The following is a 22749-nucleotide window of genomic DNA, read 5'->3' on the forward strand; positions in this document are numbered from 1 at the left end:
TCATAGTTTACTAGATTTTATCTATAAATAGTTCTTTTGAATTAGCCCTTTCCTCACACTAGCGCGGCAAGAATCGCTTTTTGTGCATGGAGGCGATTTTCTGCCTGATCGAAAATGAAGGAGCGAGCTCCGTCAATCACGCCGGCAGTCACTTCTTCCCCGCGGTGAGCAGGCAAGCAATGCAGGAACAAATAGCTCGGATCTGCCTGTGCAACCAGCTGTTCGTTGACTTGGTAGTTCGCGAAGGCTTTCAATCTGACTTCATTCTCTGCTTCAAAGCCCATGCTGGTCCAAACGTCGGTATACACCGCATCCGCTCCTGCAACCGCTTCCGCTGGGTCATACGTCACAGTCATGTTTCCGCCGCTTTGTTTCGCATATTCTGTCGCTTTTTGAACGATTGCGGCGTCCATTTCATAGCCGACCGGGGTCGCTACGCGCACGTCCATTCCCAAGAGGACCGCTGCCAGAACCAGTGAATTTGCTACGTTGTTGCCATCGCCGACATACGCCAGCTTGATTCCCTTCAGCTTGCCTTTATGCTCCCAGATCGTGAGCATGTCAGCCAAGGCCTGGCAAGGGTGGTACAGATCGGTCAGCCCGTTGATGATCGGGATGGATGCATGCTCTGCCAGCTCTTCTACATAGGAGTGGGAGAACGTGCGGATCATGATCGCATCTACATAGCGGGATAGCACTTTCGCTGTATCGCTGATCGGCTCACCGCGTCCCAACTGCAGTTCTTTTCCGCTCAGGAACATACCCATGCCCCCCAGCTGATACATCCCTACTTCGAAGGATACGCGGGTACGGGTAGAAGCCTTGTCAAAAATCATTCCCAAGGTCTTGCCCTGCAGCGGCTGGAACGGCTGTCCCAGCTTTTGCAGTTGCTTGATGTGAGCGGCCAGATGCAGCAGCTCCATCAGTTCTTCCCCGTTAAACTCGTCGATTCTGAGCAGGTCCTTTCCTTTATGCTTGCTGAGCGGCAAGTTTGGAAAGTGTTCCAATATCTTCACTGGCTGCATGCGAGCCACCTCTTTTCTCAAGAATGGATTTCACGTACAAATCAAAGGTTTCGACTGCTGAGAACAGCGGTACACCGTGCTGCACCAGACGACCACGCAGGGCGAATCCGGTACGGCCATGACGATTTCCGATCGTCGCTGTGATCAGGGCAAAGGCTGCTTTGTCTTTTTGCAGCAGTTCGTTCAGTTTTGCCTCATTTTCGATGACATGACTGACTGTTACTCCGGTCTCTTGCAGCCATGCTGCTGTTCCGGCTGTCGCTGCCAGCACGCCCCCCTCTGATTGAAGCTGTGCTAGCGTTTTGCTGATATCTGCCTGCTTGTCGGAGTCTTTTAAGGACGCAATCACCAGATGGCCTGCTTTCCAGTCACCATAAAAATGATCTTTGAATGCGAATGCCTTGCCAGCCGCTTCCTCAAAGGAGCGCCCGAGGCCGAGCACTTCGCCTGTCGATTTCATTTCTGGACCTAGGACAGGGTCTACGCCGTTCAGCTTTACCGTTGAGAACACGGGAGCTTTAACGACCGCGAAAGGAATATCCGGCAAGAGTCCTGTACTGTATCCCATATTCGCCAATTTCTCACCCAGTTGTGCTTGAACAGCCAGTTGAACCATCGGGATTCCTGTTACCTTGCTCGTAATTGGAACCGTACGGGAGGCACGCGGATTCACTTCCAGCACGTAAACCGTGCTTCCATCGATCACAAACTGGATGTTGATCAAGCCAACCGCTCCCATTTCTTTCGCGATTGCCTCGGTATAGCTCGCGATCTTCTGCTTGATCTCATCTGACAAGCCAGGAGCCGGGAACAGAGCCACGCTATCGCCGGAGTGAATTCCGGCTTTTTCAACATGCTGGAAGATTCCTGGGATAATGACGCTTTCGCCGTCGCAAACGGCATCCACTTCTGCTTCGCTGCCCGGAACGTATTTGTCCACCAGCAGCGGGAAGAACGTCTTGCTGTCAGGATGATTCAACCAGCCGTTGATCGTCGCCGCAAGCTCAGTGAGGTCGTGAACGACAACCATCCCTTGACCGCCGATTACGTAAGACGGGCGCATCAGGACAGGGAACCCGATTTCTTCTGCGATCGCGGTTGCGTCCTCCAGCGAGGAAACGCCTTTCCCCGGGATGTGCGGAATGTCCAGCTTGCGCAGCATTTCATAGAACAGCTCGCGGTCTTCCGCACGCTCGATAGCCGACAGGGACGTTCCCATCACTTTCAGACCGGCTTTTTCCAGCTTGGCTGCGAGATTGATTGCTGTTTGGCCACCGAACTGCACCATCACGCCTTCTACCTGCTCGCGCTCTGCGATATGCAGGACGTCTTCCACATGGAGTGGTTCAAAGTACAAGTGGTCCGCTGTTTCATAGTCCGTACTTACTGTTTCCGGGTTGTTGTTTACGACAACAGCAGCGATCCCGTTCTTTTGCAATGATTTGGCTGCGTGCACGGAGCAGTAGTCAAACTCAATTCCTTGTCCGATCCGGATGGGACCAGAGCCGAGCACCATGACTTTGCGGCCTTCCAAGGTAGCCACTTCATCTACGCCTTGCCAGTCGGAATAATAGTACGGCGTTTGCGCATCGAACTCGGCTGCGCATGTATCTACGATTTTGTAGGTCGGGGCAATGCCTGCCTGATCGCGCATCCCTTTGATTTCAACCGACGTGCGTCCGGCCAAAGACGCGATCGTCTCATCCGCAAATCCGCGGCGCTTCGCTTCCAAGAGCAATTGCTCAGGCAGCTCGGTGCCCTCGCAGCAAGCCAGCTCGATTTCCAGATCGATGATTTTGCGAAGGCTGCGCAGGAAGAATGGATCAACCCCGGTCAAGCTGTGAAGCTCTTGCTCGGTGAAGCCCTTGCGAATGGCTTCCGCGAATACGAACAGGCGAATGTCTGTCGCTTCCTGCAGAGAACGAGACAGCTCTTCTTTTGACCAGGTCGTCATCTCCGGACGGGACAGATGCGTGCAGCCTTGCTCCAAGGAACGTACTGCTTTTAAGAGCCCTGCCTCCAGATTGCGTGCGATCGACATGACTTCCCCGGTCGCCTTCATCTGTGTACCCAGCTTGCGGTCAGCCAGCGGGAATTTATCAAACGGGAAGCGCGGGATTTTTACGACGATGTAGTCCAGCGCTGGCTCGAAGCTTGCATATGTGTAGCCCGTAATCGGGTTCAGCACTTCATCCAGACCAAAGCCCAAAGCCAGCTTTGCAGCGATACGGGCGATCGGATAACCCGTCGCTTTGGATGCGAGCGCACTGGAACGGCTCACCCGCGGATTTACTTCGATCAGTACATAGCGATCCGATTTTGGATCCAGAGCGAACTGAATGTTACAGCCACCGACAACGCCCAAGGAACGAATAACCTTGGTCGAAACGCTGCGCAGCATTTGGTACTGGCGATCTGTCAGCGTCTGGGAGGGGGCTACGACGATACTGTCACCTGTATGAATCCCCACTGGGTCGAGGTTTTCCATATTACAAACGATGATGCAGGTGTCATTGGCATCCCGCATGACCTCGTATTCGATTTCTTTCCAGCCTTTTACGCTGCGCTCGATCAGCACTTGGCCGATCGGGCTAGCCGCGATACCGCCAGCCGCTACTTTGCGCAGAGTAGCTTCATCCTCCGCGATCCCTCCACCTGCTCCGCCCAATGTATAGGCAGGACGCACGATAACGGGATAGCCGATGGAATTTGCAAAAGCAATAGCCGCATCCACGGATTCAACGGTGTCGCTTTCCGGTACCGGCTCGCCGATTTGTTGCATCAGTTGTTTGAACAGCTCACGGTCTTCCCCGTTTTGAATGGCAGCCAGCGGTGTACCCAGCAGTTCTACGCTGTACTTTTCGAGGACACCCGCTTCTGACAAGGAAACAGCCAGGTTGAGACCGGTTTGACCGCCCAGGGTCGGCAGCAGGCCGTCTGGACGCTCCTTCGCGATGATCGCTGTCACGGATTCCACCGTGAGCGGCTCCAAATATACTTTGTCAGCTACTTGTTCATCTGTCATGATCGTAGCTGGATTATTATTCACCAGGACGACTTGCACGCCCGCTTCTTTCAGAGAGAGGCAGGCCTGTGCGCCCGCATAGTCAAATTCTGCTGCCTGACCGATGACGATCGGGCCAGAACCAATAACCAGCACTTTATGGATGTGGGACAATTTAGGCATAATTCTTCGCTCCTACTACGCGCATCGACTGCAAGAATTGGTGGAAAATGTGAGATGTATCACTAGGTCCGGGATGAGCCTCCGGATGGAATTGCACAGTGAAAACGGGCAGGCTGAGATGACGAAGTCCTTCGACTGAGCCATCGTTGACGTTGCGATACGAAACAGCCAGGTATCGCTTATCCAGCGCTTCTTCTTTGACCACGTATCCGTGATTTTGGGAAGTCAGATAGACTTTTCCGGTCATAAGCTCTTTCACCGGATGGTTGCTACCACGGTGGCCGTAAGCGAGCTTCTCGGTCTTGCCGCCATACATGAGCGCCAGGACCTGATGCCCCAAGCAAATTCCCAAGGTTGGGTATTGCTCGACGGCCTTGCGCCACTCACTGCAATACGCGAGCAAATGCTCCGGGTCGCCAGGGCCATTGGAGAACATCAGGCCGTCTGGCTGCAGCGCTTTAATCTGAGCAAAATTCGTGTCAAATGGCACTACAGTCACGCGGCAGCCCATCTCCAGCAGGGAATCCAAAATGGATTGCTTCATGCCAAGATCGACCAGTACGACGTGCTCCCCAGCTCCGGGGTGACGCTCGACCTGCTGGCTGGATACGTTTGCGACCAGCGACTTTTTCGCATGCTTGTAACGCATCGCGACGACTTCCTCCACCGCTAGCGGATGGTCGGACATCACGCCAAATACCGGACCGTTTTGGCGTACGCGCTTGGTGATCGTCCTTGTATCGATTCCAGCCAGGATCGGGAATCCGAAATCCTCTGCAGCTTCAGCCAGCGTCTTGGTCGATTCGTAGTGACTCGGCTCCAGACAAAGCTCACTCACGATCATTCCTGTCAGGGCAGGCTGTGCGGCTTCGTAGTCTCTTTCGTTAATGCCGTAATTTCCGATCAATGGGTATGTGAATGTAACGATCTGCCCTGCAAAGGAGGGATCAGTCATCACTTCCTGGTATCCTGTCATTCCTGTATGAAAAACCACTTCGCCAAAACCTGTGATAGGCGCTCCGTACAACGTTCCTGTGAATACTTCCCCGCTCTCAAGCGTGAGATAACCGATACCAATTTCTTTTTTCTCTCTGCTCATCTATGAAAGCCACTCCTCTCCAAAGGGCACATCTAACGAAAATTTATGCAACTCTTTGTATTAATATACATTTGTAATTATAAAAATGCAACGAGTTTTTTGTCCTTTCTCACCCGTTGCATTTTTCCAATGCACACAATATTTGTTTTAGGACTGCGCCAGAGCCTCGCTCAGTGCAGCAACCGCTTGCTTGATTTCTGCCTCGGTCGTAATAAAGGATGGCAGCAGACGAACTACATTCGGGCCTGCCATCAGGAGAATCACTCCCTTTTGCTCCCTGGCGTAGTTCACGGCATTGGCTGCAGGAATCGACAGCTCTACACCGAGAAGAAGTCCTTTTCCGCGAACGGTTGCCACTTTATCTGGATACTGCGCTTTGAGCTGCTCCAGCTCCTGAATGATCAGGCTGTTGATTTTCGCCACTTTCTCCAATATGTTTTCTTCTTCCATCGTATCCAGTGTAGCGATTCCTGCTGTCGTCGCGAGTGGGTTGCCCCCAAAGGTGGTGCCATGTGTACCTGGGGCAAAGGCTTCTGCCACTTCTTTCGTCGCTACTACTGCACCGATCGGGAATCCACTGCCAAGACCTTTTGCCAGCGAAATGGCATCTGGCTTCACATTATACTGCTGGAAGGCAAACCACGTGCCCGTGCGTCCAATACCGGTCTGAATCTCATCTACCAACAGGAGCAGTCCATGCGTATCGCACAGCTCGCGAAGGGCTTTGACCCACGCTTCTTCTGCTGGATGCACGCCTCCTTCTCCTTGAACCAGCTCCAGCATGATCGCGCATGTTTGATCTGTGATAGCGGCCTTGACTGCATCCAGATCGTTGTATGGTACAGTGACAAAACCTTGTGGGAGAGGAGCGAAGCCGTCTTTTACTTTCTCTTGCCCTGTCGCTGTGAGCGTAGCCAGCGTACGCCCATGGAAGGACTGTTCAAACGTAATGATTTCGTAGCGTCCTGTCCCTTTTACTTTTTGTGCGTAGCGGCGAGCCAGCTTGATCAGTCCTTCGTTTGCCTCGGCACCGCTGTTGCAGAAAAAGGCTTGGTCCAGACCGGACAGGCGGCTCAGCTTTTCTGCGAGAACGCCTTGCTGGGGAACATGAACCAGATTGGAGCAATGCCACAGCGTATCGAGCTGTTCATGCAGCTTGGCCGTTACCTTTGGTGGAACATGGCCCAAGGAAGTTACGGCGATACCGGAAGTAAAATCGAGATATTCCTTTCCTTGATCGTCCCAGACCTGATTGCCTTGTCCTTTCACCAGACTAATCGGCCATCGTGCATAGTTATTCATAAGATGCATGGGTGCTGTAACCGTACTCATAGAAAATCCCCTCCTATTGTGGTTGAATCACGTTCATCCGCACTGTGGTTCCGACTGCTTCTCCTGCGCTGACTGCCAATAGGTCCTCAGCCGTTCCCCGGCAAATAACGACCTGATTGACGCCTTGGCTCAAAGCATCCAGAGCAGCCTGAACCTTCGGAATCATTCCGCCAGTAATCACGTCATCTGCGATCATCTGATGGATCTCGCCTGCGCTCGTTTCCTGTACAAGCTCCTTGCTGCCATCTGGCAACGGTCGCAGAATACCTGGAACATCTGTTACCATGACCAGCTTCTCGGCCGACAACGAAGCCGCGATGGCTCCTGCTGCAATATCTGCATTCACATTAAAGGCATCGGAGCCATCTGCGCTCACAGACAGAGGCGCGATGACCGGAACATAGCCTTGACCGAGGATCGCCAGAGGAATGGTTGTATCCGCTTGCTTGACCTCGCCTACCCATCCGAGTGGCTTGGTCGTCTTTTCCGCGATCAAGGTCTGACCGTCGATCCCGCTCGCTCCCCAAGCCTTTGCCCCTGCTTGCGTCAGTCGCCGCACCAGCGCTTTGTTAATGCTCCCGCACAGCACCATTTCCACCACGCGCAAGGTATCCTCGCAGGTCACGCGCAATCCATCGACAAACTGCGGTGTGATTTGCACCTTATCCAGCATCCCGTTGATAGCCGGTCCGCCGCCGTGAACGATGACGATTGGTTTCCCCTCGCCTTGCAGCTTGGCAATGGCTTGAAAGAAGGTATCCGGCAGCTGCTCCATCGTCGAGCCGCCGCATTTGATGACGATAATTCCCTCCATCCTCTTTCCTCCTCTTTACGGGAATACCGGCACGAGCGGCAGTCCAGCTTTCTCTGGAATTTGGAACATGACGTTCATGTTTTGGAGCGCTTGACCTGCTGCCCCTTTGACCATGTTGTCAATGACAGACAGGACAATGACGCGACCCGTACGTTCGTCTACATGCACCGAGATATCGCAGTAGTTGGAGCCCAGCACTTCTTTGGTATGGGGATGGGATCCTGCCGGGCGTACGCGTACAAAAGGCTTATCCGCATAAGTGGCTTCGAAAAGCTCTTGAGCCTGCGCCTGTGTCACTTTTGTTTCCAGCTGACCATATGCCGTTACCAGAATCCCGCGGGTCATCGGAACCAAGTGGGGAGTAAATTGCACGAGTGATGCTATACCCGATTGTTTTGCCAGCTCCTGCTCAATTTCAGGTGTATGCTGATGCTTCGCAACCTTATAGGCATGAATGCTCTCATTGATTTCACTGTAGTGGACCCCCATAGACAAGCCGCGTCCCGCTCCCGATACACCGGATTTCGCGTCGACGATCCAGCTGTCCGGCTTCACCCATCCTTTTTGCATCAGGGGGATCAAAGCCAGCAAGGTAGCAGTCGGATAGCAGCCAGGATTGGCGACGAGCGATGCTCCTGCCACTTGCTCGTAGTTCCACTCCGTCAAGCCGTACACCGCTTTTTCCACCCACTCTGCTGGGGCGGGCTCTTTCTTGTACCAGTTCCGGTAGGCATCGGCGCACTCCAGTCGGAAATCCCCCGACAAGTCGATGACCTTTGTACCACCGAGCTTCATCAATTGCGGAGAAAGATCTGCACTTACACCCGCTGGAGTTGCCAGGAAGATGACATCGTTATCCTTGCTCATGCTCTGAGCATCGATTGGCGCCAATTTCGGCAGCCCCAGTCCGCTCACGTGCGGAAACGTTTTTTCCAACGACTCTCCTTCGGCTGAGCTTGAATACAAGTTGGCTATTTGCACATGAGGGTGTCCCGCCAGCAAGCGAATCAATTCCGCTCCACCGTAACCGGTAGCCCCAACAATCCCGACCCGAATCATAGATCTCTCCCCTTCTCCGCTGAATTTTCTGTATTTTTATACATGAATAATAATAAAAATTCACGGAGAATACAACCCTAAAAACCGGAAGAACGTAAGAAAACCTCTATCGAGGCCAATTCAAGAAGGAGCGACCGCGTTTTAGCGGAAAGTTTTCATGCGCTCCGGAATTCATAAGCCTAAAGCTTATAAATTCCTATACGTTGAAAAAGCGCCCGATATGCTCGGACGCTTCCTTGGATCGAACCTGCTTATTTCTTATCTGCCAGCCACGCTGCCAGTGTTTCTGCATCGGCACCCTTTACCAAACCAGGGGGCATGGCGCCTTTACCGTTATTCAAAATTTCCAAAATCTGATCTTTGCTCAGCTGCCCGCCAACTTTTTGGAGATTCGGACCTACAGCACCTTCCAGAGTTTGACCGTGGCAGCCTGCACAAGTATTTTTGAACAAGGCTTCCGCAGTTGCTGCATCGTAGCTACCCGATGGAGCAGTCGTGGACGGTGTTTCGGTAGAAGGCTGGTTGGCCGGCGGTTGTGCAGTGTTTCCTCCGCCACAGGCACTTAGCGAGAATACGAGTACAGCCGCAACCACAAACAGTGATGAACGTTTCATGGGCTGTTTCCTCCTTTTCTAGATAATTCTTCGCTAAGTATGCCTCATAGATCCCAAACTCATTCCTTAAATTACGTCAGCGGCAGCTCCAGTGGGCTCCATTCACGCAGCTCCAAAGTACGCGCTCCTTCTGCAACTACGGGATCTGCTTCTGCCAGCTTCCGTGCTTCCTCCAGGGAAGACGCCTTGTAAATGACGAGGCCTCCCTCTTTATCTGTGAAAGGACCTGCCATAAAAACCTTATCCTGCTTGTACAAGTCGTTGAGGTATTCCAGGTGGGCAGGTCTTACTTTTGCATTCAGTTCTTGATTGATAATCGGTAAAAACGCTACATACAACATGAGAATCGCTCCTTTGTTTGGGTATGCATTCATTCCTTTAATCAAATTACCACTTTGCCGATGAGATGGTAAACCTTTTATCGCTTTCGGTCCTTGCCCGGCTCTACAAATTGCAGCAATTCGCCTTCCGGTCCATCAAAGAGAATTATTCTGCCTCCATCCAGGGAAGGGGTTGGCCCCTCTGTTTTAAACGTGATGCCTCTCTCCCGATAGTAGGCGATGGCTTCGTCGATATTATCAACTGTAAATGCCAGGTGATTAACAATCCCTACTGCTGCGTAATCGGCCATTGGCTGCAGGTCGCGAATCAGCTCAATCTCAAAGCTTGGCTGGTTTTCGTGAAACAAAAAAGCCATCTCACGAGTGGCTCCCTCTCCCCTCAGACGTACCTGATAGCCAAACATCTCCTGGTAAAATGCAATTGACTTGTCCATATCTGTAACGATGATGGCTACATGCTCTGCTTTTTTGATCATGCGTGCTCTCCTCTCCAGTGTTCGTCTGTTTATTTCGAATTTTACCACTGTCACAACCTGCTGCCTACCATGGGATACAGGTACAGGTGCGTGGCCATAAAAAAAGCGGCAGGTTGCACCCTCGCCGCTTTACCCTTTGATTACTGTTTAATTTGAGATCTCAAGTAACCGTCGATGAAAACGTCAATCTCCCCGTCCATGACCGCTTGCACGTTGCCTACCTCTACGTTGGTGCGGTGGTCCTTGACCAGGCTGTACGGGTGGAAGACATAGGAACGGATCTGGCTGCCCCATGCGATGTCTTTTTGCTCACCCTGAATGGCTGCCATCGTTTTTTCCTGCTCTTCCCGTTTGCGCTCAAACAATCGTGCTGTCAGCATTTTCATCGCACGCTCACGGTTTTTGATCTGCGAACGCTCTGTTTGACACGTCACGACGATACCCGATGGCAAGTGGGTGATCCGGACTGCGGAGTCGGTCGTATTGATGTGCTGACCGCCGGCACCACTGGAACGATACGTATCGATCTTGAGGTCCTCCGAGCGAATGTCGATTGCATTATCGTCTTCAATTTCTGGAAGAACGTTGCAGGACACAAAGGAAGTATGCCGACGTCCGGATGCGTCGAATGGCGAAATGCGTACGAGTCGATGAACCCCTTTTTCTGATTTCAAATACCCGTAAGCATTATGTCCTTTGATCAAAAGCGTGACGCTTTTGACACCCGCTTCGTCCCCTGGAAGATAGTCCAGGGTTTCCACCTTGAAGCCTTTGGCATCGCCCCAGCGTGTATACATGCGCAGGAGCATGGATGCCCAATCCTGAGATTCCGTTCCACCCGCGCCAGGGTGCAGCTCCAGGATTGCATTGTTCTTATCGTACTGATCGCTCAGCAACAGTTCCAGCTCAAAGCTCTCAAAAGCTTTCCTCAGCTCTTGGGTGCTGTCGTACAAATCCTGGATGAGGGACTGATCCCCTTCTTCAATGACCAGCTCGAGCATCAGCTGCAGGTCCTCGTACTGGGAATCCAGCTTGCCCATCGTCTCCACGAGACTTCTTACGGCGTTCAGTTCACTGATCGTTTTCTGCGCTGCATCGTTGTCATCCCAGAAATCTGGTGCCAGCATGCGCTCTTCCAGTTCCCCGATACGCGCCTCTTTTACTGGGAGGTCAAAGAGACCCCCTGATATCTGCTAAACGCTTAGCCATACTGGACATCTCTTGTTTGATGTCCGCAATATCGATTAATGCCATGTTGCGAATCACCTTCTCTTCTGTAAGCTATGTTTATTGTATCGTAATTTGCCAGATCCGCAACCTGACTTCAGTGCCAGATAGGGGGAAGGTGATTGGTTTTTCTGTTTTTAGCCACTCAGCGAGCCGGTGGTGATGGCGAGGAGCGGAGATCTCGGATTTCTCTGGAGGGTGTCCCCACCTGTTTTGCCTTCACCAGTGTTAAATGGCCGCCTCGCGATGTTGTCGCTCGTTTTTTACCGGATGTATGTTTATTCACTTTTTTGTATTCGTTATTCACTTCTATTGGTTGCCCGGTTTTTCCTTTGTCTGTGAGTACCTTGGGATCAACCACAAAGGCGTTCATCCAGAGCGTCTGCGGAATTTCTGAAACGACTCTTTCTTCAGCAAAGACTGCGTCCCTTGCCGTAAACACCTCGATTGGCTTTTTGTAGGATTGCTCCTCTTTTTCACTGATGATTTGTACCGATCTATTTTCTTTTCCTACACGCAGCACCGCTTTTAATGTACCGGCAATTCGCTCCAGGATGCTTACTGCTTGTATGCCCATCACGTTGACTGACGCCTTCATTGTTCATTCCCCCGTCATCGTGTATTTGGAAAAAAGTGTTGTACCTATGATTCTATGGTTTTTACAAATCTTTTCCACTAGAATCGTTCGATGGCTTTTTCCAGTGTTAGACAAATCGACGTGCCGATGCCGACGAGGAACACAGGATCGGGACGAACGCTGTCTATGCAGGAGGGATTGAAGCAGAAAAAAACATCCCTTCCGCAGCTTTCGCTGTTTGGAAGGGATGCTTTGGCGTTTGGGCCATTATTGATTGCGCTTGTTGCTGCGGCGGCGCTCCTGCTCCTGTGCACGGCGCTGCGCACGGTTTTTCGGATCGGCATCACCGGAAGTCTCATCGTCAGGACGCTCGGATGGTCCAGAGGTTTGGAGCTGGCTTGGATCCATGCCTTGCCCGCGAATGACATCCTGGCGCTCCAGGTTTTGGCTGACTTCTGCCTTCATGATATACATAGCCACTTCTTCCTCCACAGCAGCCACCATGGATTGGAACATTTCGTAGCCCTCGAATTGGTACTCGCGCAATGGATCGTTTTGACCGTACGCGCGCAAGTGAATCCCTTGACGCAGCTGATCCATCGCATCGATGTGATCCATCCATTTGCTGTCGACCGCACGCAGGATGACCACTTTTTCAAACTCGCGAATCATATCGCCAATCTCCGCTTCACGCTGTGCGTATTGCTTGGATACTTCGTTTTTCAGCAGTTCCATGATTTCTTCCGCTTCTTTGCCTTTCAGCATTTTTGCGGTAATCGTTTCATCATGCAGGAAGGTATTGTTGGCTGCATCCGCCAGAGCTTGCAGGTCCCAATCCTCTGGTACCTCGTCTTTTGGACAATGCAGCTCAACATTGCGTGCAAGGACGCTGTTCAGCATGCCAAGTGCGATCTCGCTCAGGTTTTCCTGCTCCAAAATGTCGCGGCGCTGCTTGTAGATCACCAAACGCTGCTGGTTCATGACGTCGTCGTACTGCAGGACGCCTTTACGAGCATCGAAGTTGGAGCCCTCTACCCGTTTTTGAGCAGATTCGACAGCGCGTGTAACGAGACGGCTCTCGATCGGCATGTCTTCTTCCATACCCAAGCGGTCCATCATGTTCATGATATTGTCGGCACCAAAGCGACGCATCAGCTCATCCTGCATCGACAGGAAAAATTGGGACGAACCCGGGTCCCCTTGACGGCCGGCACGACCGCGCAGCTGATTATCAATACGACGGCTCTCGTGACGCTCCGTACCGATGATGTGCAAGCCGCCCAAATCAGCTACACCTTCGCCCAGCTGAATGTCCGTACCACGACCTGCCATGTTGGTTGCGATGGTAACTGCACCGTATTGACCGGCACGTGCTACGATCTCTGCCTCGCGAGCATGCTGCTTGGCGTTCAAGACGTTGTGCGGAACACCTTTTTGCTTCAGCATCTGAGACAGACGCTCAGAGTTTTCAATGGAAATGGTACCGACCAGAATCGGCTGGCCTTTTTTATGGCGCTCTACGATGTCGTTCACAACCGCGCGATACTTGGCTGCCTCTGTTTTAAACACCAGGTCTGGCAGGTCGATACGCGCTACTGGTTTGTTCGTTGGGATCACAACAACATCGAGCCCGTAAATCTTCTTGAATTCTTCTTCTTCCGTTTTCGCCGTACCGGTCATACCGGACAGCTTTTGATACATACGGAAGTAGTTTTGCAGGGTAATGGTCGCGAGCGTCATGCTCTCGCTTTGAACGCGCAGACCTTCCTTGGCTTCAATCGCTTGGTGCAGACCATCGCTGTAACGACGTCCCACCATCAGACGACCTGTGAACTCGTCAACGATCACAACTTCGCCTTCCTGAACCACGTAGTCTACGTCGCGCTTGAACAGCACTTGTGCTTTCAAAGCCGCAGTGATGTGATGGTTCAGCGTCATGTGCGCGGTGTCATACAGGTTTTCGATATTGAAAGCTTGCTCGACCTTGCTGACACCATCATCTGTCAAGGAAACGATTTTCAGCTTTTCATCAATCGTAAAGTCTTTGTCTTGCTCCATGCGTTTGACGAAGTGCGAGCAAATGTAGTACAGCTCTGTCGAACGATTCGCAGAACCAGAAATGATCAGCGGCGTACGCGCTTCGTCGATCAGGATGCTGTCCACTTCGTCGATGATGGCGTAGAACAGCGGACGTTGTACCATCTGTTCTTTGTACAGCACCATGTTGTCACGCAGGTAGTCAAAGCCGAATTCATTGTTGGTACCGTAAGTAATATCGCACGCGTAGGCTGCCCGTTTTTCTTCGGCATCCAGTCCATTTTTGTTCAGACCAACGGTGAGTCCCAAAAAGTTGTACAACTGGCCCATGATGGACGAGTCACGTTCTGCCAAGTATTCGTTGACGGTTACAACGTGAACACCTTTTCCCAGCAGGGCATTGAGATAGGTAGCCAGTGTTGCTACCAGCGTTTTCCCTTCACCGGTCTTCATCTCGGAGATGCGTCCTTCTTGCAGGACCATACCACCGATCAGCTGAACGTCAAAGTGCCTCATGCCGAGAACCCGTTTGGATGCTTCCCGAACGACGGCAAACGCTTCGTTCAAAATCTTGTCCAGATCCTCTCCGTTTTGCAGGCGCGCCTTAAATTCCACTGTCTTTTCACGCAGCTGCTCGTCAGAGAGTGCCGCTATGCTTGGTTCCAGCGCATTGATGGATTCTACGCGCTTAAACATTTTTTTGACTTCGCGCTCATTGCTATCGCCAAAAATCTTTTTAACGAGTCCTAACATGAGGACACCCCTTCCATATGCTCCCTAAACAGACCGAACCGCCTATTTATAGGAGTGCTCAACGTATCCCTGAAGCAGGAATACCGATTCTCCGAAATTCAACTCTCTCTAAAAATCTATTTTAACAAATTGTTTCACATATACACAAGTAAAGGGAGTTGCCAATAGCAACTCCCTAGTCTTATACGAGTGATTTGAGATAAAGTTTCGTTATTTCGGTTCAATCAAACCGTATCGGCCGTCATTTCGGCGATACACCACGCTCACATCGTTCGTGTCGCTATTCTGGAAGACGAAAAAGCTGTGCCCCAGCATATCCATTTGCATCACTGCTTCATGAGCATCCATCGGTTTGAAATCGAATCTTTTCGTGCGGACGATGTTAATGTCCACGTCTTCTTCCTCGCTGTCTTCGGCAAGCGCTACTGCAACTTGCTGATTTTCACGCTGAGGTTGCTTGCTAATAGTATCCACCCTCAGTTGTCTCATCAGCTTCGTTTTGTGCTTGCGAATCTGGCGTTCCAGCTTTTCTACCACAAGATCGATAGCAGCATACATATCCTCGTGCGTTTCCTCTGCCCGGATAATTACCCCGCCGAGCGGGATGGTTACCTCGATCGTGCCTTCTCCTCGATGTACTCTCATCGTTACATGGACATCGGTAGGCTGTGGTGTTTCAAAATATTTTTCGAGACGGCCGACTTTCTTTTCCACATACTCTCGAAGTGCTGCGGTGACTTGAATGTTTTCTCCACGAATGTTAAATTTCATGGTTCCAACCTCCTTCCGTCTAGTTAAGAATATTCGCCGTCCATGTAAATAATCCTCCTGTTTCCCATCAAAAAATGATACTAAATATTTACATTACGTTAACAATCGACAGAATTTTACCAATACTTACTATGTTCCCTATGATATAATACCCTAGTAGTCACTCTACTCATCATATTTCGCGGTCGTATATCGCACAGGAGGAATCCTCATGGCAGAGGTGAAACCTTCCCATTCTCTTATCGGAGCAACACTTGCACAAGACGTTAACAATGAGTACGGCCTGCTGCTCCTGCCCGCTGGAGCAGTACTGCATCAGAGTGACATACGGCTGCTAGAAGCCCATCAAGTCCAAAACATCCACATCTCGGATCACGGTTCGGAGCCCGAGATGCCTCTCCCTGTTTTGCATTGGAGTGAAGTCCAAGCAGCACGCCAATACATGCAGGCCGTGCAGCACACAAAAAGATTGTTCCAACAAATCGCCTCGGGCACAGTCCCGCCCTTGAAGCATTTCAACGATGCTTTTTACCCTTTGCTCGATCAAGTATTGCAGCGCTGGGGTTTTCTCCGCTTCATTTACTTAAAAGAAGGAACGGATAACTATACGTATCGCCATTCTTTGAATGTCGGCATCGTAGCTGCCCTCATAGGAAAGCTGTTAGGGAGATCGGAGCAGGATATTTACTTTCTGGGGCAAAGCGGTCTTTTGCACGATGTCGGAAAAATGATGATTCCCGATGAACTGCTGAACAAGCCAGGACGTCTGTCTGATGCAGAATACGCGATCATGAAGCAGCACACAAAATACGGATACAAGCTGCTGCAATCCATGGAAGATGCCAGCGAGCTGATGGCTCTGTGTGCGTTATTGCATCACGAGCGTCTGGATGGCACCGGTTACCCGCAAGCTCGAAGCAATGACTCGCTTCCCTTTGAATGTCAAATCATCAGTGTCGCAGATGTTTTTGATGCCATCTGTACCGACCGCGTCTATCGCAGAGGCACTTCACCTTTCGAAGCCGCTCATATCTTATGGGAACAAGCCTGCACGGGCAAGCTGAACCCTTTAATTGTTTCCCGTTTTATTCATTACATCGTCCTGTTGTACGTCGGCTCCAAGGCCGTCTTGAGCAACGGGGATGACGTCGAAATTATTATGATTCATACCGATGAGCCCATGCGTCCTCTGGTGCGTCGCGGAGAGGAATTCCTCGATTTGCGACAGCACCGCCAGCTACATATTCATAAAATGATCAGCTGATATACTAATCCCCCTGGACCCAACTTTGGGCCAGGGGGATTTCATGTGTTTTTCTACAATTTGACCACGTTAGCTGCTTGTGGACCTCGATCGCCTTCCACAATATCAAACTCTACAGCTTGGCCCTCTTCCAGACTACGAAAACCGTCTGATTGGATAGCTGAGAAGTGGACGAATACATCATCGCCACCCTCCCGCTCGATGAAACCGAAACCTTTTTCTGCGTTAAACCATTTTACTTTGCCTTGCATGAAACAGCACAACCCTTTCTTTTGCAAAAAATTAGGATAAGTATCCTGCAGCGTTCGTTCCTAGTTTACCCAAAACGACGACAGTCATTCCCTTTATTTAGGAGTATATTTTTTCTCCAGTCCTCTCACGACAACGCGGGAGAGGAACAAGGTGAGCACCAGATAGATTGCCCCTGAGGTGAGATACGGCGGGAAGCGCTCGAAGGTGTTTTTGGCGATGTTGAAAGCGGCATAGCCGAGTTCTGGTGTCGAAATGATAGCGAGCAAGGAAGAATCCTTCAGCAACGCTATAAACTCATTTCCGAGCGCAGGCAGCATGCGTAAAAATGCTTGGGGAATGGTAATTAACCGCATGGCCATTCCCTTTGTCATTCCCAGCGATCGCGCGGCTTCCATTTGACCCGGATCAATCGATTGAATCCCCGCTCGAAAGATCTCCGCGATATAAGCCGCTGCGTTCAAGGTCAGGGCTACAAAACCGGAAAAGAGAGCTTCCGGTACTTTCGCTTCAGGAAAAAACAGTCCCCAAATGCCTGGAATCACAGCCGTGTGGATCAAGAGAATCTGAAGAAATAAAGGCGTGCCGCGAAACAGCTCTACATAAATGGCGGCCGGTGCTTTCAAGTAAATCTTATCCGACATCTTTCCCAAACCGATGAACAAGCCCAGGATCGTCCCGCAAATGACCGCAACCGTCGTCAGAAGTACTGTATTCCATACACCACGTATAAATAATTCCCGATAATCATAGACTACGCTCCAATCCAAACCCATTCCACCTTCCAAAAAGTCATCCGAGCACAAGGAACGGGTACGCCAATAGACGCACCCGCCCCGGGGCTATTCTCAGCCATTACTGACCGAAGTACTTTTCGTTGATTTCTTTCAGCTTTCCGTTTTCTTTAATTGTTTTCAGACCTTGGTTGATTTTGTTCAGCAGGTCTGCATTGCCTTTTTTCACCATGATGCCATAGTGTTCGACCTCGAACGAATCGTCCTTGATCAGCTTGAACTTTTTGTCTTTCACTTTTTTCGCATAATCCTGCAGAACGGCATTGTCAGCCACAACCGCATCTACACGGCCCACAAAGAAATCGTCCACAGCGGATGGCGTATCGTCGAAGCCTTTAATTCCTTCATACGTATCGCCAAAGGCTTTTTTCACGACCTGCTCGCCTGTCGTCGCCGATTGTACCCCGATCTTCTTCCCTTTCAGATCAGCCAGCTTGGTAACCGTCGTATCCTCCGGTAAAAGAATCAGCTGGTTTGCATCAAAGTAGGGTTCCGAGAAATCATATTTTTGTTTACGCTCATCTGTAATCGTCACTGCGGAGATGCCCAAATCGACATTCCCTTTGTCAATGCCATCAAACAAAGGATCCCAACCGGTGTTCTTCACTTCGATCTTGAAGCCACCTGCATCTGCAACTGCTTGAATAACATCAATGTCAAAACCGGTGATTTTGTCCGCTTCCATTTTTTCAAATGGCGGATAAGCAGCGTCCGTACCTACCACATATACTTTGCTGTCCCCTCCTGACGCTGCAGAACCACCTGATGCTTGCTGACCACCCGATCCACATGCTGAGACCAAAAGTCCCACCCCAACGGTCAACGCAAGTGTTGCCAACCACTTTTTCCCGATCTTCAACTGTAAAACCCCCTTGATTCTATCTCTGTGTGTACAGCTTTTCCCCAACATTATCCACAACCAAATAACGTGTTTTTTGCGTTCTCCACAGAGTTGTCCACATTATCCACATGCGGTTGTGCACAAGCTGGGCATAACTATTTTCCGGTCGCAAGGCGCGATTTTGCGAGAGTGCGGCACCTAGATCGAACGGAAAATGGTCAGAAAAAAAGAAAGATTCCTGTCAGATATACTTCTATCTGATACACAGGAATCCTTCTCAAAATCCAATATATTTGCAGAAAAATATGAATTATTCTTTTTCCGCTAAAATGATAATCTCTACTCTGCGATTGCGAGCGCGGTTCTCCTCGTTCGAATTATCCACCAATGGCTTGGATTCTCCCAGCCCCGCCACGGTAAATCGGGTGGACGGCAAACTGTACGCATCAACCATTTCCCGCATTACTGCAATAGCGCGTCCTGTGGAAAGCTCCCAGTTGGTTTGGTAGGCACTACGGGCAATCGGTGTATCATCCGTATAGCCCTCGATTCTCACCCGGTTGCCAAAACGCTGCAATACCCCAGCGACTGTCCCCACCACCTGCTTTCCTTGGTCCTTCAGCTCAGAGGATCCGCTCGTAAACAAAATGCTTACGGGCAGACGGATGCGCAATCCCTCTTCTGTCTCTTCGAAATCGAGATTCAGTTCTGCCAATGCGGAGGAAAGCTGCGTTCGGACTGTCTCCATATCGCGCTCAGCAGCGTCTTTATCCTGCGACCCAATGGGGGGTGGGGGCTTCACTGCCAAAGCAACATCTGCGTTGTCTTGTTCTGTGCCCGTCAGCGACTTTTTCTGCGCTTCCAGCTGATGCACTTCCCGCTGCAGCTCCAGTTTTTGCAGATTCAAGAGATCCAGGCTCTCATGCACCTGCTTGAGGGTCGCCTGCTGCTCCACGCTTTCCTTTCGCGCCTCTTCACGCTGCGATTGGATGTTGTTAGCCTGGGATGCGGCAATAATCACCACGATGACAAACAAGAGAGTAATCAGATCGCTGTAGCTGAGCAGCCAGCTTTTCTCCAGCTCCTTTTCATCGTACAGCCGATCATTATGCATAGCGATCCTGCCTTTCAATCGTTCCTTTCGTACTGCCCGCCTCTTTGATCAGCACCAGCTTCTGGTCACCTGGCAGGAACGAATTCAATTTTTCGAACAGCAAGCGCGGCGTCTCCATCCGCTGCAAGCCGACACAGCCTTCAATAAACAGGCGCTTTTCAAACATTTCCCGGTCATAGATATCCATCATGCGGTAGTAGCATGGCAGAGCCAGCAGGTTGGCCAGAAGTGCTCCGTACAAGGTCGCAACCACGGCCGCGCTCAGACTGTGTCCGGTCACGCTAAAGTCGGAGAGGGACTTCAGAACGCCTGTCATCCCAAGCAAGGTACCAACCAGCCCCATCCCGGGCGCCAGCAAGCTGATGAGCCGGAAAAAACCCGCAGACTGCTGGTAGCGGTACTGCTCCCCTTTCAGCTCGTTTTCCAGAATCAGCCGCAGCTCGTCCTCTGGAACACCCTCGATCGCGAGCAGGCTGCCGCGCTGAACGAACGAGTCTTTTTCTTGCTGGAGCTCCTTTTCGAGCGCGATATATCCCTGTTCTTTCTGGACGAGCGCGTAATAGTAGAAGCGCTTGATGGTCTCCTCGACGTTGCTCTCACGGCCGTGGATGAGCAGATTTATAATTTTTTTCAGATCCAGATGCTTGCGCTTGATCGCAAACGAAATGATCACCGAGAGCGCGACCAGCTCGATCGCGGTCGGATTTATCAAATCAGCGAGGCTGCCGTTCAGGTAGACCGCGTGGACGAAGATGAGCAGGACGGCCCCGATCAGGAGCAGCGAGCGGCGTTTTGTGGACAATGGTGTCACCTTCCTAGTGTTTGGGCGAGATGGGTATAGTATAGCAGATGGTAGTTTTCACAAGGCACAGATATCGTATCTGGACTGTAACGGAAAATACAGGAAATGTCGATATAAATGGTGAAAGGCAAATCTAGCGCAGAGGTGAACCACCATGAATGCTGTACAATTGCAACAAGCGGTGAATGTTAGTGTTATGAAACAAGTGCAGGATACTACGCAGGCTCAAGCATCTATTCTGCTCGAAGGCCTCGCGAATACGACGCAAAATGTTCAGGCGCAGGCGAGTCATCCAACTTTGGGTAAGGTTCTGGATATCAAAGCTTGACCCAATTAGACCAGCTTGAAGCTGGTCTCTTTTTTATTTCATTTCATAAGGAGCGATTACGTTGGCAAAAGATTATCATATAAATTGGTCTGCTCACCCTAATATTTACAACAATAATAGTGAAAGGACCTTTAACGTATATTTTTCCGAACCAGACCTAGGCGTTACTGAAGATACTGGAATTTTATTGCTAATCGCCGGATTTGGTGGAAATGCCAACTCAAAGGTGTACGCAAAAATGCGCCAAACTTTCGCAGACAAATATGATCTTGTTACTGTACAATGTGATTATTTCGGACATGAATTCATGCAGGCCTCTCAAAACTTAAATAAAGGTTCTCTATACAGCCAACTACAAAATATTGTAACTCCTGCTGAACTGAACTCTATTTTTAGGAATGGTCTTGATTTTTCTGCGTTTACGAGCGTGGGAAAGAACTACAACTCGCGAATATTGGTAGATGAGATGCTGGAGGAAAGCATCAGTAATTTTAATGACATGGGTATCATGCAGGCACTAGATAATATTACGGCTGTATGCTATGTCGTTAAAATACTTCAGGATAATGGCTATCAATTTAATTGAGAGCGTAAAAAGTTTTGTGTAAATGGTTAAACTTGCCATTAAGGAGATGATCATTTATGCAAGACAAAAGGGATCTTACGATCAAAGAATTAGCAAAGGATTGCCGCACCATCGAGGATGTCCATGTGATGCTGAAGGACCTGTTTCGTGACACAATCCAGCAGTTGTTTGAAGCTGAAATGGATGATCACTTAGGCTACAACAAGCATAGTTCCGACGGCGACCATACTGGCAATAGTCGAAATGGCTACAGCAAAAAGACGGTGAAAACGAAGTTTGGCAACACCGAACTTCGTGTGCCTCGTGATCGCAACGGCGAATTTGAACCTCATATTGTGAAAAAACACGAGACTACCGTAAATGGTTTAGAAGAGCAAATCATTGCTCTCTATGCGAAAGGAATGTCTACGCGAGACATCGAGGAGCACATGAAGGATTTATATGGGATCGAGGTGTCAGCGGCGATGGTCAGTAAAGTAACGGATAAGATCATGCCAATGGTAGCGGAATGGCAATGCAGACCGCTTGACCGCGTTTACCCCATTGTATTTCTTGATGCTATCCACTTTAAAGTTCGCCAAGATAATCGGATCATCAATAAAGCAGCATACAGCGTTCTAGGTATTACCATGTCTGGACATAAGGACATTTTGGGTATATGGATTGGTGAGCACGAGAGTGCTAGCTTTTGGCTAAATGTGTGTACGGAGTTGAAAAGTCGCGGGGTAGAAGATATCCTGATTGCTTGTAAGGACGGACTTTCAGGGTTTTCAGAGGCAATTCATGCTGCATTCCCGAGAACTCAGATTCAGCTATGCGTCATCCACCAGATACGGAATTCCATGAAATATGTCCCCTTCAAAGAAGAAAAGCTAGTCTTGGCAGACTTAAAGAAAGTCTATCAAGCTCTTACATTAGAAGAAGCCGAGGTTGCCTTCTCTACTTTTAAAGACAGATGGGAGAAGAAGTATCCTATTATTATACGTTCCTGGGAAAATAACTGGATTGAGTTGACCGCTTATTTTAACTATCCTCCAGAGATTCGCAAGATGATCTACACCACGAATGTTATTGAGGGATATCACCGTCAACTCCGCAAGGTAACAAAAACGAAAACTGCCTATCCATCTGACGATGCCCTACGAAAGATCATCTATCTTGCAACTATTGAGGCTTCGAAGAAGTGGACTATGCCAGTCAGGAGTTGGAAAGAATGTATATCGCAGCTTGCCATCCATTTTGGAGACCGATTGCAAGCGGAGCTGTCCGCCTAATCCAACTGTTGAGCCGGCTTGACATGGAGCCTCTGCGGGCATGAGATCTTGCGATCGGGCGATTCTTGTAAAGACATGCATCGCACGGCGAACCAGCCTATCATGCCCGCCCCTCCATGTAAAGCCTTTGATGTAGCTATTCATTTCTTAAAAACCCATTTACACAAAATAATTTACATTCCCAT

The 22749-nt window shown here is 50.2% G+C and carries 22 protein-coding genes; 4 read left to right on the top strand and 18 right to left on the bottom strand.

Annotation, left to right across the window (positions count from 1 at the left end):
• Positions 1 to 53: 53 nt before the first annotated feature.
• From argF to hpf, 13 genes are all read right to left on the bottom strand, one after another.
• Complete coding sequence (gene argF / locus ACLIN2_RS27190) at positions 54 to 1025, bottom strand: ornithine carbamoyltransferase (RefSeq protein ID WP_092275564.1); 972 nt, start codon at positions 1023 to 1025, stop codon at positions 54 to 56.
• Complete coding sequence (gene carB / locus ACLIN2_RS27195) at positions 970 to 4212, bottom strand: carbamoyl-phosphate synthase (glutamine-hydrolyzing) large subunit (RefSeq protein ID WP_411502668.1); 3243 nt, start codon at positions 4210 to 4212, stop codon at positions 970 to 972. The genes argF and carB overlap by 56 nt, the downstream gene beginning before the upstream one ends.
• Complete coding sequence (locus ACLIN2_RS27200; protein WP_092275558.1) at positions 4205 to 5311, bottom strand: carbamoyl phosphate synthase small subunit; 1107 nt, start codon at positions 5309 to 5311, stop codon at positions 4205 to 4207. Before ACLIN2_RS27200 ends, carB begins: the two co-directional genes overlap by 8 nt.
• Before the next feature lie 147 nt (positions 5312 to 5458).
• Positions 5459 to 6643 carry an aspartate aminotransferase family protein gene (locus ACLIN2_RS27205; RefSeq protein WP_411502669.1) on the bottom strand — a complete coding sequence of 395 codons (1185 nt, stop codon included), beginning with the start codon at positions 6641 to 6643 and terminating at the stop codon, positions 5459 to 5461.
• A 13-nt stretch (positions 6644 to 6656) separates the two neighbouring features.
• The gene (argB, locus tag ACLIN2_RS27210) at positions 6657 to 7457 is read right to left on the bottom strand and encodes an acetylglutamate kinase (RefSeq protein WP_411502670.1); all 801 of its coding nucleotides are present in this window, start codon (positions 7455 to 7457) and stop codon (positions 6657 to 6659) included.
• A gap of 15 nt (positions 7458 to 7472) precedes the next feature.
• The gene (gene argC / locus ACLIN2_RS27215; RefSeq protein ID WP_122960716.1) at positions 7473 to 8516 is read right to left on the bottom strand and encodes an N-acetyl-gamma-glutamyl-phosphate reductase; all 1044 of its coding nucleotides are present in this window, start codon (positions 8514 to 8516) and stop codon (positions 7473 to 7475) included.
• A gap of 251 nt (positions 8517 to 8767) precedes the next feature.
• A complete protein-coding gene (cccB, locus tag ACLIN2_RS27220; RefSeq protein WP_092275546.1) occupies positions 8768 to 9130 on the bottom strand; it encodes a cytochrome c551 in 363 nt (120 codons plus the stop codon).
• A gap of 71 nt (positions 9131 to 9201) precedes the next feature.
• Positions 9202 to 9471, bottom strand: a complete 270-nt coding sequence (locus ACLIN2_RS27225; RefSeq protein ID WP_092275543.1) for a YciI family protein — start codon at positions 9469 to 9471, stop codon at positions 9202 to 9204.
• Positions 9472 to 9548: 77 nt separating this feature from the next.
• Positions 9549 to 9947, bottom strand: coding sequence for a VOC family protein (locus ACLIN2_RS27230; protein WP_400588199.1), 399 nt, complete (start codon positions 9945 to 9947; stop codon positions 9549 to 9551).
• A 140-nt stretch (positions 9948 to 10087) separates the two neighbouring features.
• A protein-coding gene (gene prfB, locus ACLIN2_RS27235) for a peptide chain release factor 2 (RefSeq protein ID WP_411502671.1) occupies positions 10088 to 11201 on the bottom strand; the annotation gives its coding sequence in 2 pieces (ribosomal slippage) (positions 10088 to 11119 and positions 11121 to 11201; 1113 coding nt in all).
• Between the two features lie 118 nt (positions 11202 to 11319).
• Positions 11320 to 11772, bottom strand: coding sequence for a hypothetical protein (locus tag ACLIN2_RS27240; RefSeq protein ID WP_400588198.1), 453 nt, complete (start codon positions 11770 to 11772; stop codon positions 11320 to 11322).
• Between the two features lie 246 nt (positions 11773 to 12018).
• Positions 12019 to 14541 (bottom strand): preprotein translocase subunit SecA, encoded by a 2523-nt coding sequence (gene secA / locus ACLIN2_RS27245; RefSeq protein WP_400588197.1) that lies wholly within the window; start codon positions 14539 to 14541, stop codon positions 12019 to 12021.
• Between the two features lie 210 nt (positions 14542 to 14751).
• Complete coding sequence (hpf, locus tag ACLIN2_RS27250) at positions 14752 to 15312, bottom strand: ribosome hibernation-promoting factor, HPF/YfiA family (protein ID WP_310235758.1); 561 nt, start codon at positions 15310 to 15312, stop codon at positions 14752 to 14754.
• Positions 15313 to 15523: 211 nt separating this feature from the next.
• On the opposite strand from hpf, the gene ACLIN2_RS27255 reads away from it, so the two are divergent.
• A complete protein-coding gene (locus tag ACLIN2_RS27255; RefSeq protein ID WP_411502672.1) occupies positions 15524 to 16576 on the top strand; it encodes an HD-GYP domain-containing protein in 1053 nt (350 codons plus the stop codon).
• A 53-nt stretch (positions 16577 to 16629) separates the two neighbouring features.
• On the opposite strand, the gene cspD is transcribed toward ACLIN2_RS27255, so the two are convergent.
• The 5 genes from cspD to ACLIN2_RS27280 form a co-directional block, all read right to left on the bottom strand.
• The gene (cspD, locus tag ACLIN2_RS27260) at positions 16630 to 16827 is read right to left on the bottom strand and encodes a cold-shock protein CspD (RefSeq protein WP_055746341.1); all 198 of its coding nucleotides are present in this window, start codon (positions 16825 to 16827) and stop codon (positions 16630 to 16632) included.
• A gap of 93 nt (positions 16828 to 16920) precedes the next feature.
• Positions 16921 to 17601 (bottom strand): amino acid ABC transporter permease, encoded by a 681-nt coding sequence (locus tag ACLIN2_RS27265; protein WP_175530597.1) that lies wholly within the window; start codon positions 17599 to 17601, stop codon positions 16921 to 16923.
• A 79-nt stretch (positions 17602 to 17680) separates the two neighbouring features.
• Positions 17681 to 18478: a basic amino acid ABC transporter substrate-binding protein gene (locus ACLIN2_RS27270; protein ID WP_092275525.1), complete on the bottom strand. Its 798-nt coding sequence runs from the start codon at positions 18476 to 18478 to the stop codon at positions 17681 to 17683.
• A gap of 292 nt (positions 18479 to 18770) precedes the next feature.
• Positions 18771 to 19574: an OmpA family protein gene (locus tag ACLIN2_RS27275; protein ID WP_411502673.1), complete on the bottom strand. Its 804-nt coding sequence runs from the start codon at positions 19572 to 19574 to the stop codon at positions 18771 to 18773.
• Complete coding sequence (locus ACLIN2_RS27280; RefSeq protein ID WP_092275519.1) at positions 19567 to 20376, bottom strand: motility protein A; 810 nt, start codon at positions 20374 to 20376, stop codon at positions 19567 to 19569. Before ACLIN2_RS27280 ends, ACLIN2_RS27275 begins: the two co-directional genes overlap by 8 nt.
• 154 nt (positions 20377 to 20530) lie before the next feature.
• Here ACLIN2_RS27280 and ACLIN2_RS27285 point away from each other — a divergent pair, with 154 nt between their 5' ends.
• The 3 genes from ACLIN2_RS27285 to ACLIN2_RS27295 all read left to right on the top strand — a co-directional run bounded on the left by ACLIN2_RS27285 (position 20531) and on the right by ACLIN2_RS27295 (position 22564).
• Positions 20531 to 20704 (top strand): putative motility protein, encoded by a 174-nt coding sequence (locus tag ACLIN2_RS27285; protein ID WP_411502674.1) that lies wholly within the window; start codon positions 20531 to 20533, stop codon positions 20702 to 20704.
• 61 nt (positions 20705 to 20765) lie between these two features.
• A complete protein-coding gene (locus ACLIN2_RS27290) occupies positions 20766 to 21290 on the top strand; it encodes a hypothetical protein (protein ID WP_411502675.1) in 525 nt (174 codons plus the stop codon).
• A gap of 56 nt (positions 21291 to 21346) precedes the next feature.
• Entirely contained in the window at positions 21347 to 22564 is a 1218-nt protein-coding gene (locus tag ACLIN2_RS27295) for an IS256 family transposase (protein WP_411502676.1), read from the top strand.
• Positions 22565 to 22749 lie beyond the last annotated feature (185 nt).

Source organism: Brevibacillus centrosporus, from assembly GCF_046622605.1.
In the GTDB taxonomy this organism is placed as follows: domain Bacteria; phylum Bacillota; class Bacilli; order Brevibacillales; family Brevibacillaceae; genus Brevibacillus; species Brevibacillus centrosporus.

Excerpts from the sequence above, each read along its gene's own strand:
- hpf (WP_310235758.1), bottom strand. The coding sequence starts at position 15,312 with ATGAAATTTAACATTCGTGGAGAAAACATTCAAGTCACCGCAGCACTT.
- carB (WP_411502668.1), bottom strand. The coding sequence starts at position 4,212 with ATGCCTAAATTGTCCCACATCCATAAAGTGCTGGTTATTGGTTCTGGC.
- ACLIN2_RS27225 (WP_092275543.1), bottom strand. The coding sequence starts at position 9,471 with ATGTTGTATGTAGCGTTTTTACCGATTATCAATCAAGAACTGAATGCA.
- argB (WP_411502670.1), bottom strand. The coding sequence starts at position 7,457 with ATGGAGGGAATTATCGTCATCAAATGCGGCGGCTCGACGATGGAGCAG.
- ACLIN2_RS27275 (WP_411502673.1), bottom strand. The coding sequence starts at position 19,574 with ATGCATAATGATCGGCTGTACGATGAAAAGGAGCTGGAGAAAAGCTGG.
- ACLIN2_RS27295 (WP_411502676.1), top strand. The coding sequence starts at position 21,347 with ATGCAAGACAAAAGGGATCTTACGATCAAAGAATTAGCAAAGGATTGC.
- ACLIN2_RS27265 (WP_175530597.1), bottom strand. The coding sequence starts at position 17,601 with ATGGGTTTGGATTGGAGCGTAGTCTATGATTATCGGGAATTATTTATA.
- cccB (WP_092275546.1), bottom strand. The coding sequence starts at position 9,130 with ATGAAACGTTCATCACTGTTTGTGGTTGCGGCTGTACTCGTATTCTCG.
- ACLIN2_RS27230 (WP_400588199.1), bottom strand. The coding sequence starts at position 9,947 with ATGATCAAAAAAGCAGAGCATGTAGCCATCATCGTTACAGATATGGAC.
- ACLIN2_RS27240 (WP_400588198.1), bottom strand. The coding sequence starts at position 11,772 with ATGAAGGCGTCAGTCAACGTGATGGGCATACAAGCAGTAAGCATCCTG.
- ACLIN2_RS27200 (WP_092275558.1), bottom strand. The coding sequence starts at position 5,311 with ATGAGCAGAGAGAAAAAAGAAATTGGTATCGGTTATCTCACGCTTGAG.
- ACLIN2_RS27205 (WP_411502669.1), bottom strand. The coding sequence starts at position 6,643 with ATGAGTACGGTTACAGCACCCATGCATCTTATGAATAACTATGCACGA.
- ACLIN2_RS27285 (WP_411502674.1), top strand. The coding sequence starts at position 20,531 with ATGAATGCTGTACAATTGCAACAAGCGGTGAATGTTAGTGTTATGAAA.
- secA (WP_400588197.1), bottom strand. The coding sequence starts at position 14,541 with ATGTTAGGACTCGTTAAAAAGATTTTTGGCGATAGCAATGAGCGCGAA.
- argC (WP_122960716.1), bottom strand. The coding sequence starts at position 8,516 with ATGATTCGGGTCGGGATTGTTGGGGCTACCGGTTACGGTGGAGCGGAA.
- argF (WP_092275564.1), bottom strand. The coding sequence starts at position 1,025 with ATGCAGCCAGTGAAGATATTGGAACACTTTCCAAACTTGCCGCTCAGC.
- cspD (WP_055746341.1), bottom strand. The coding sequence starts at position 16,827 with ATGCAAGGCAAAGTAAAATGGTTTAACGCAGAAAAAGGTTTCGGTTTC.
- ACLIN2_RS27255 (WP_411502672.1), top strand. The coding sequence starts at position 15,524 with ATGGCAGAGGTGAAACCTTCCCATTCTCTTATCGGAGCAACACTTGCA.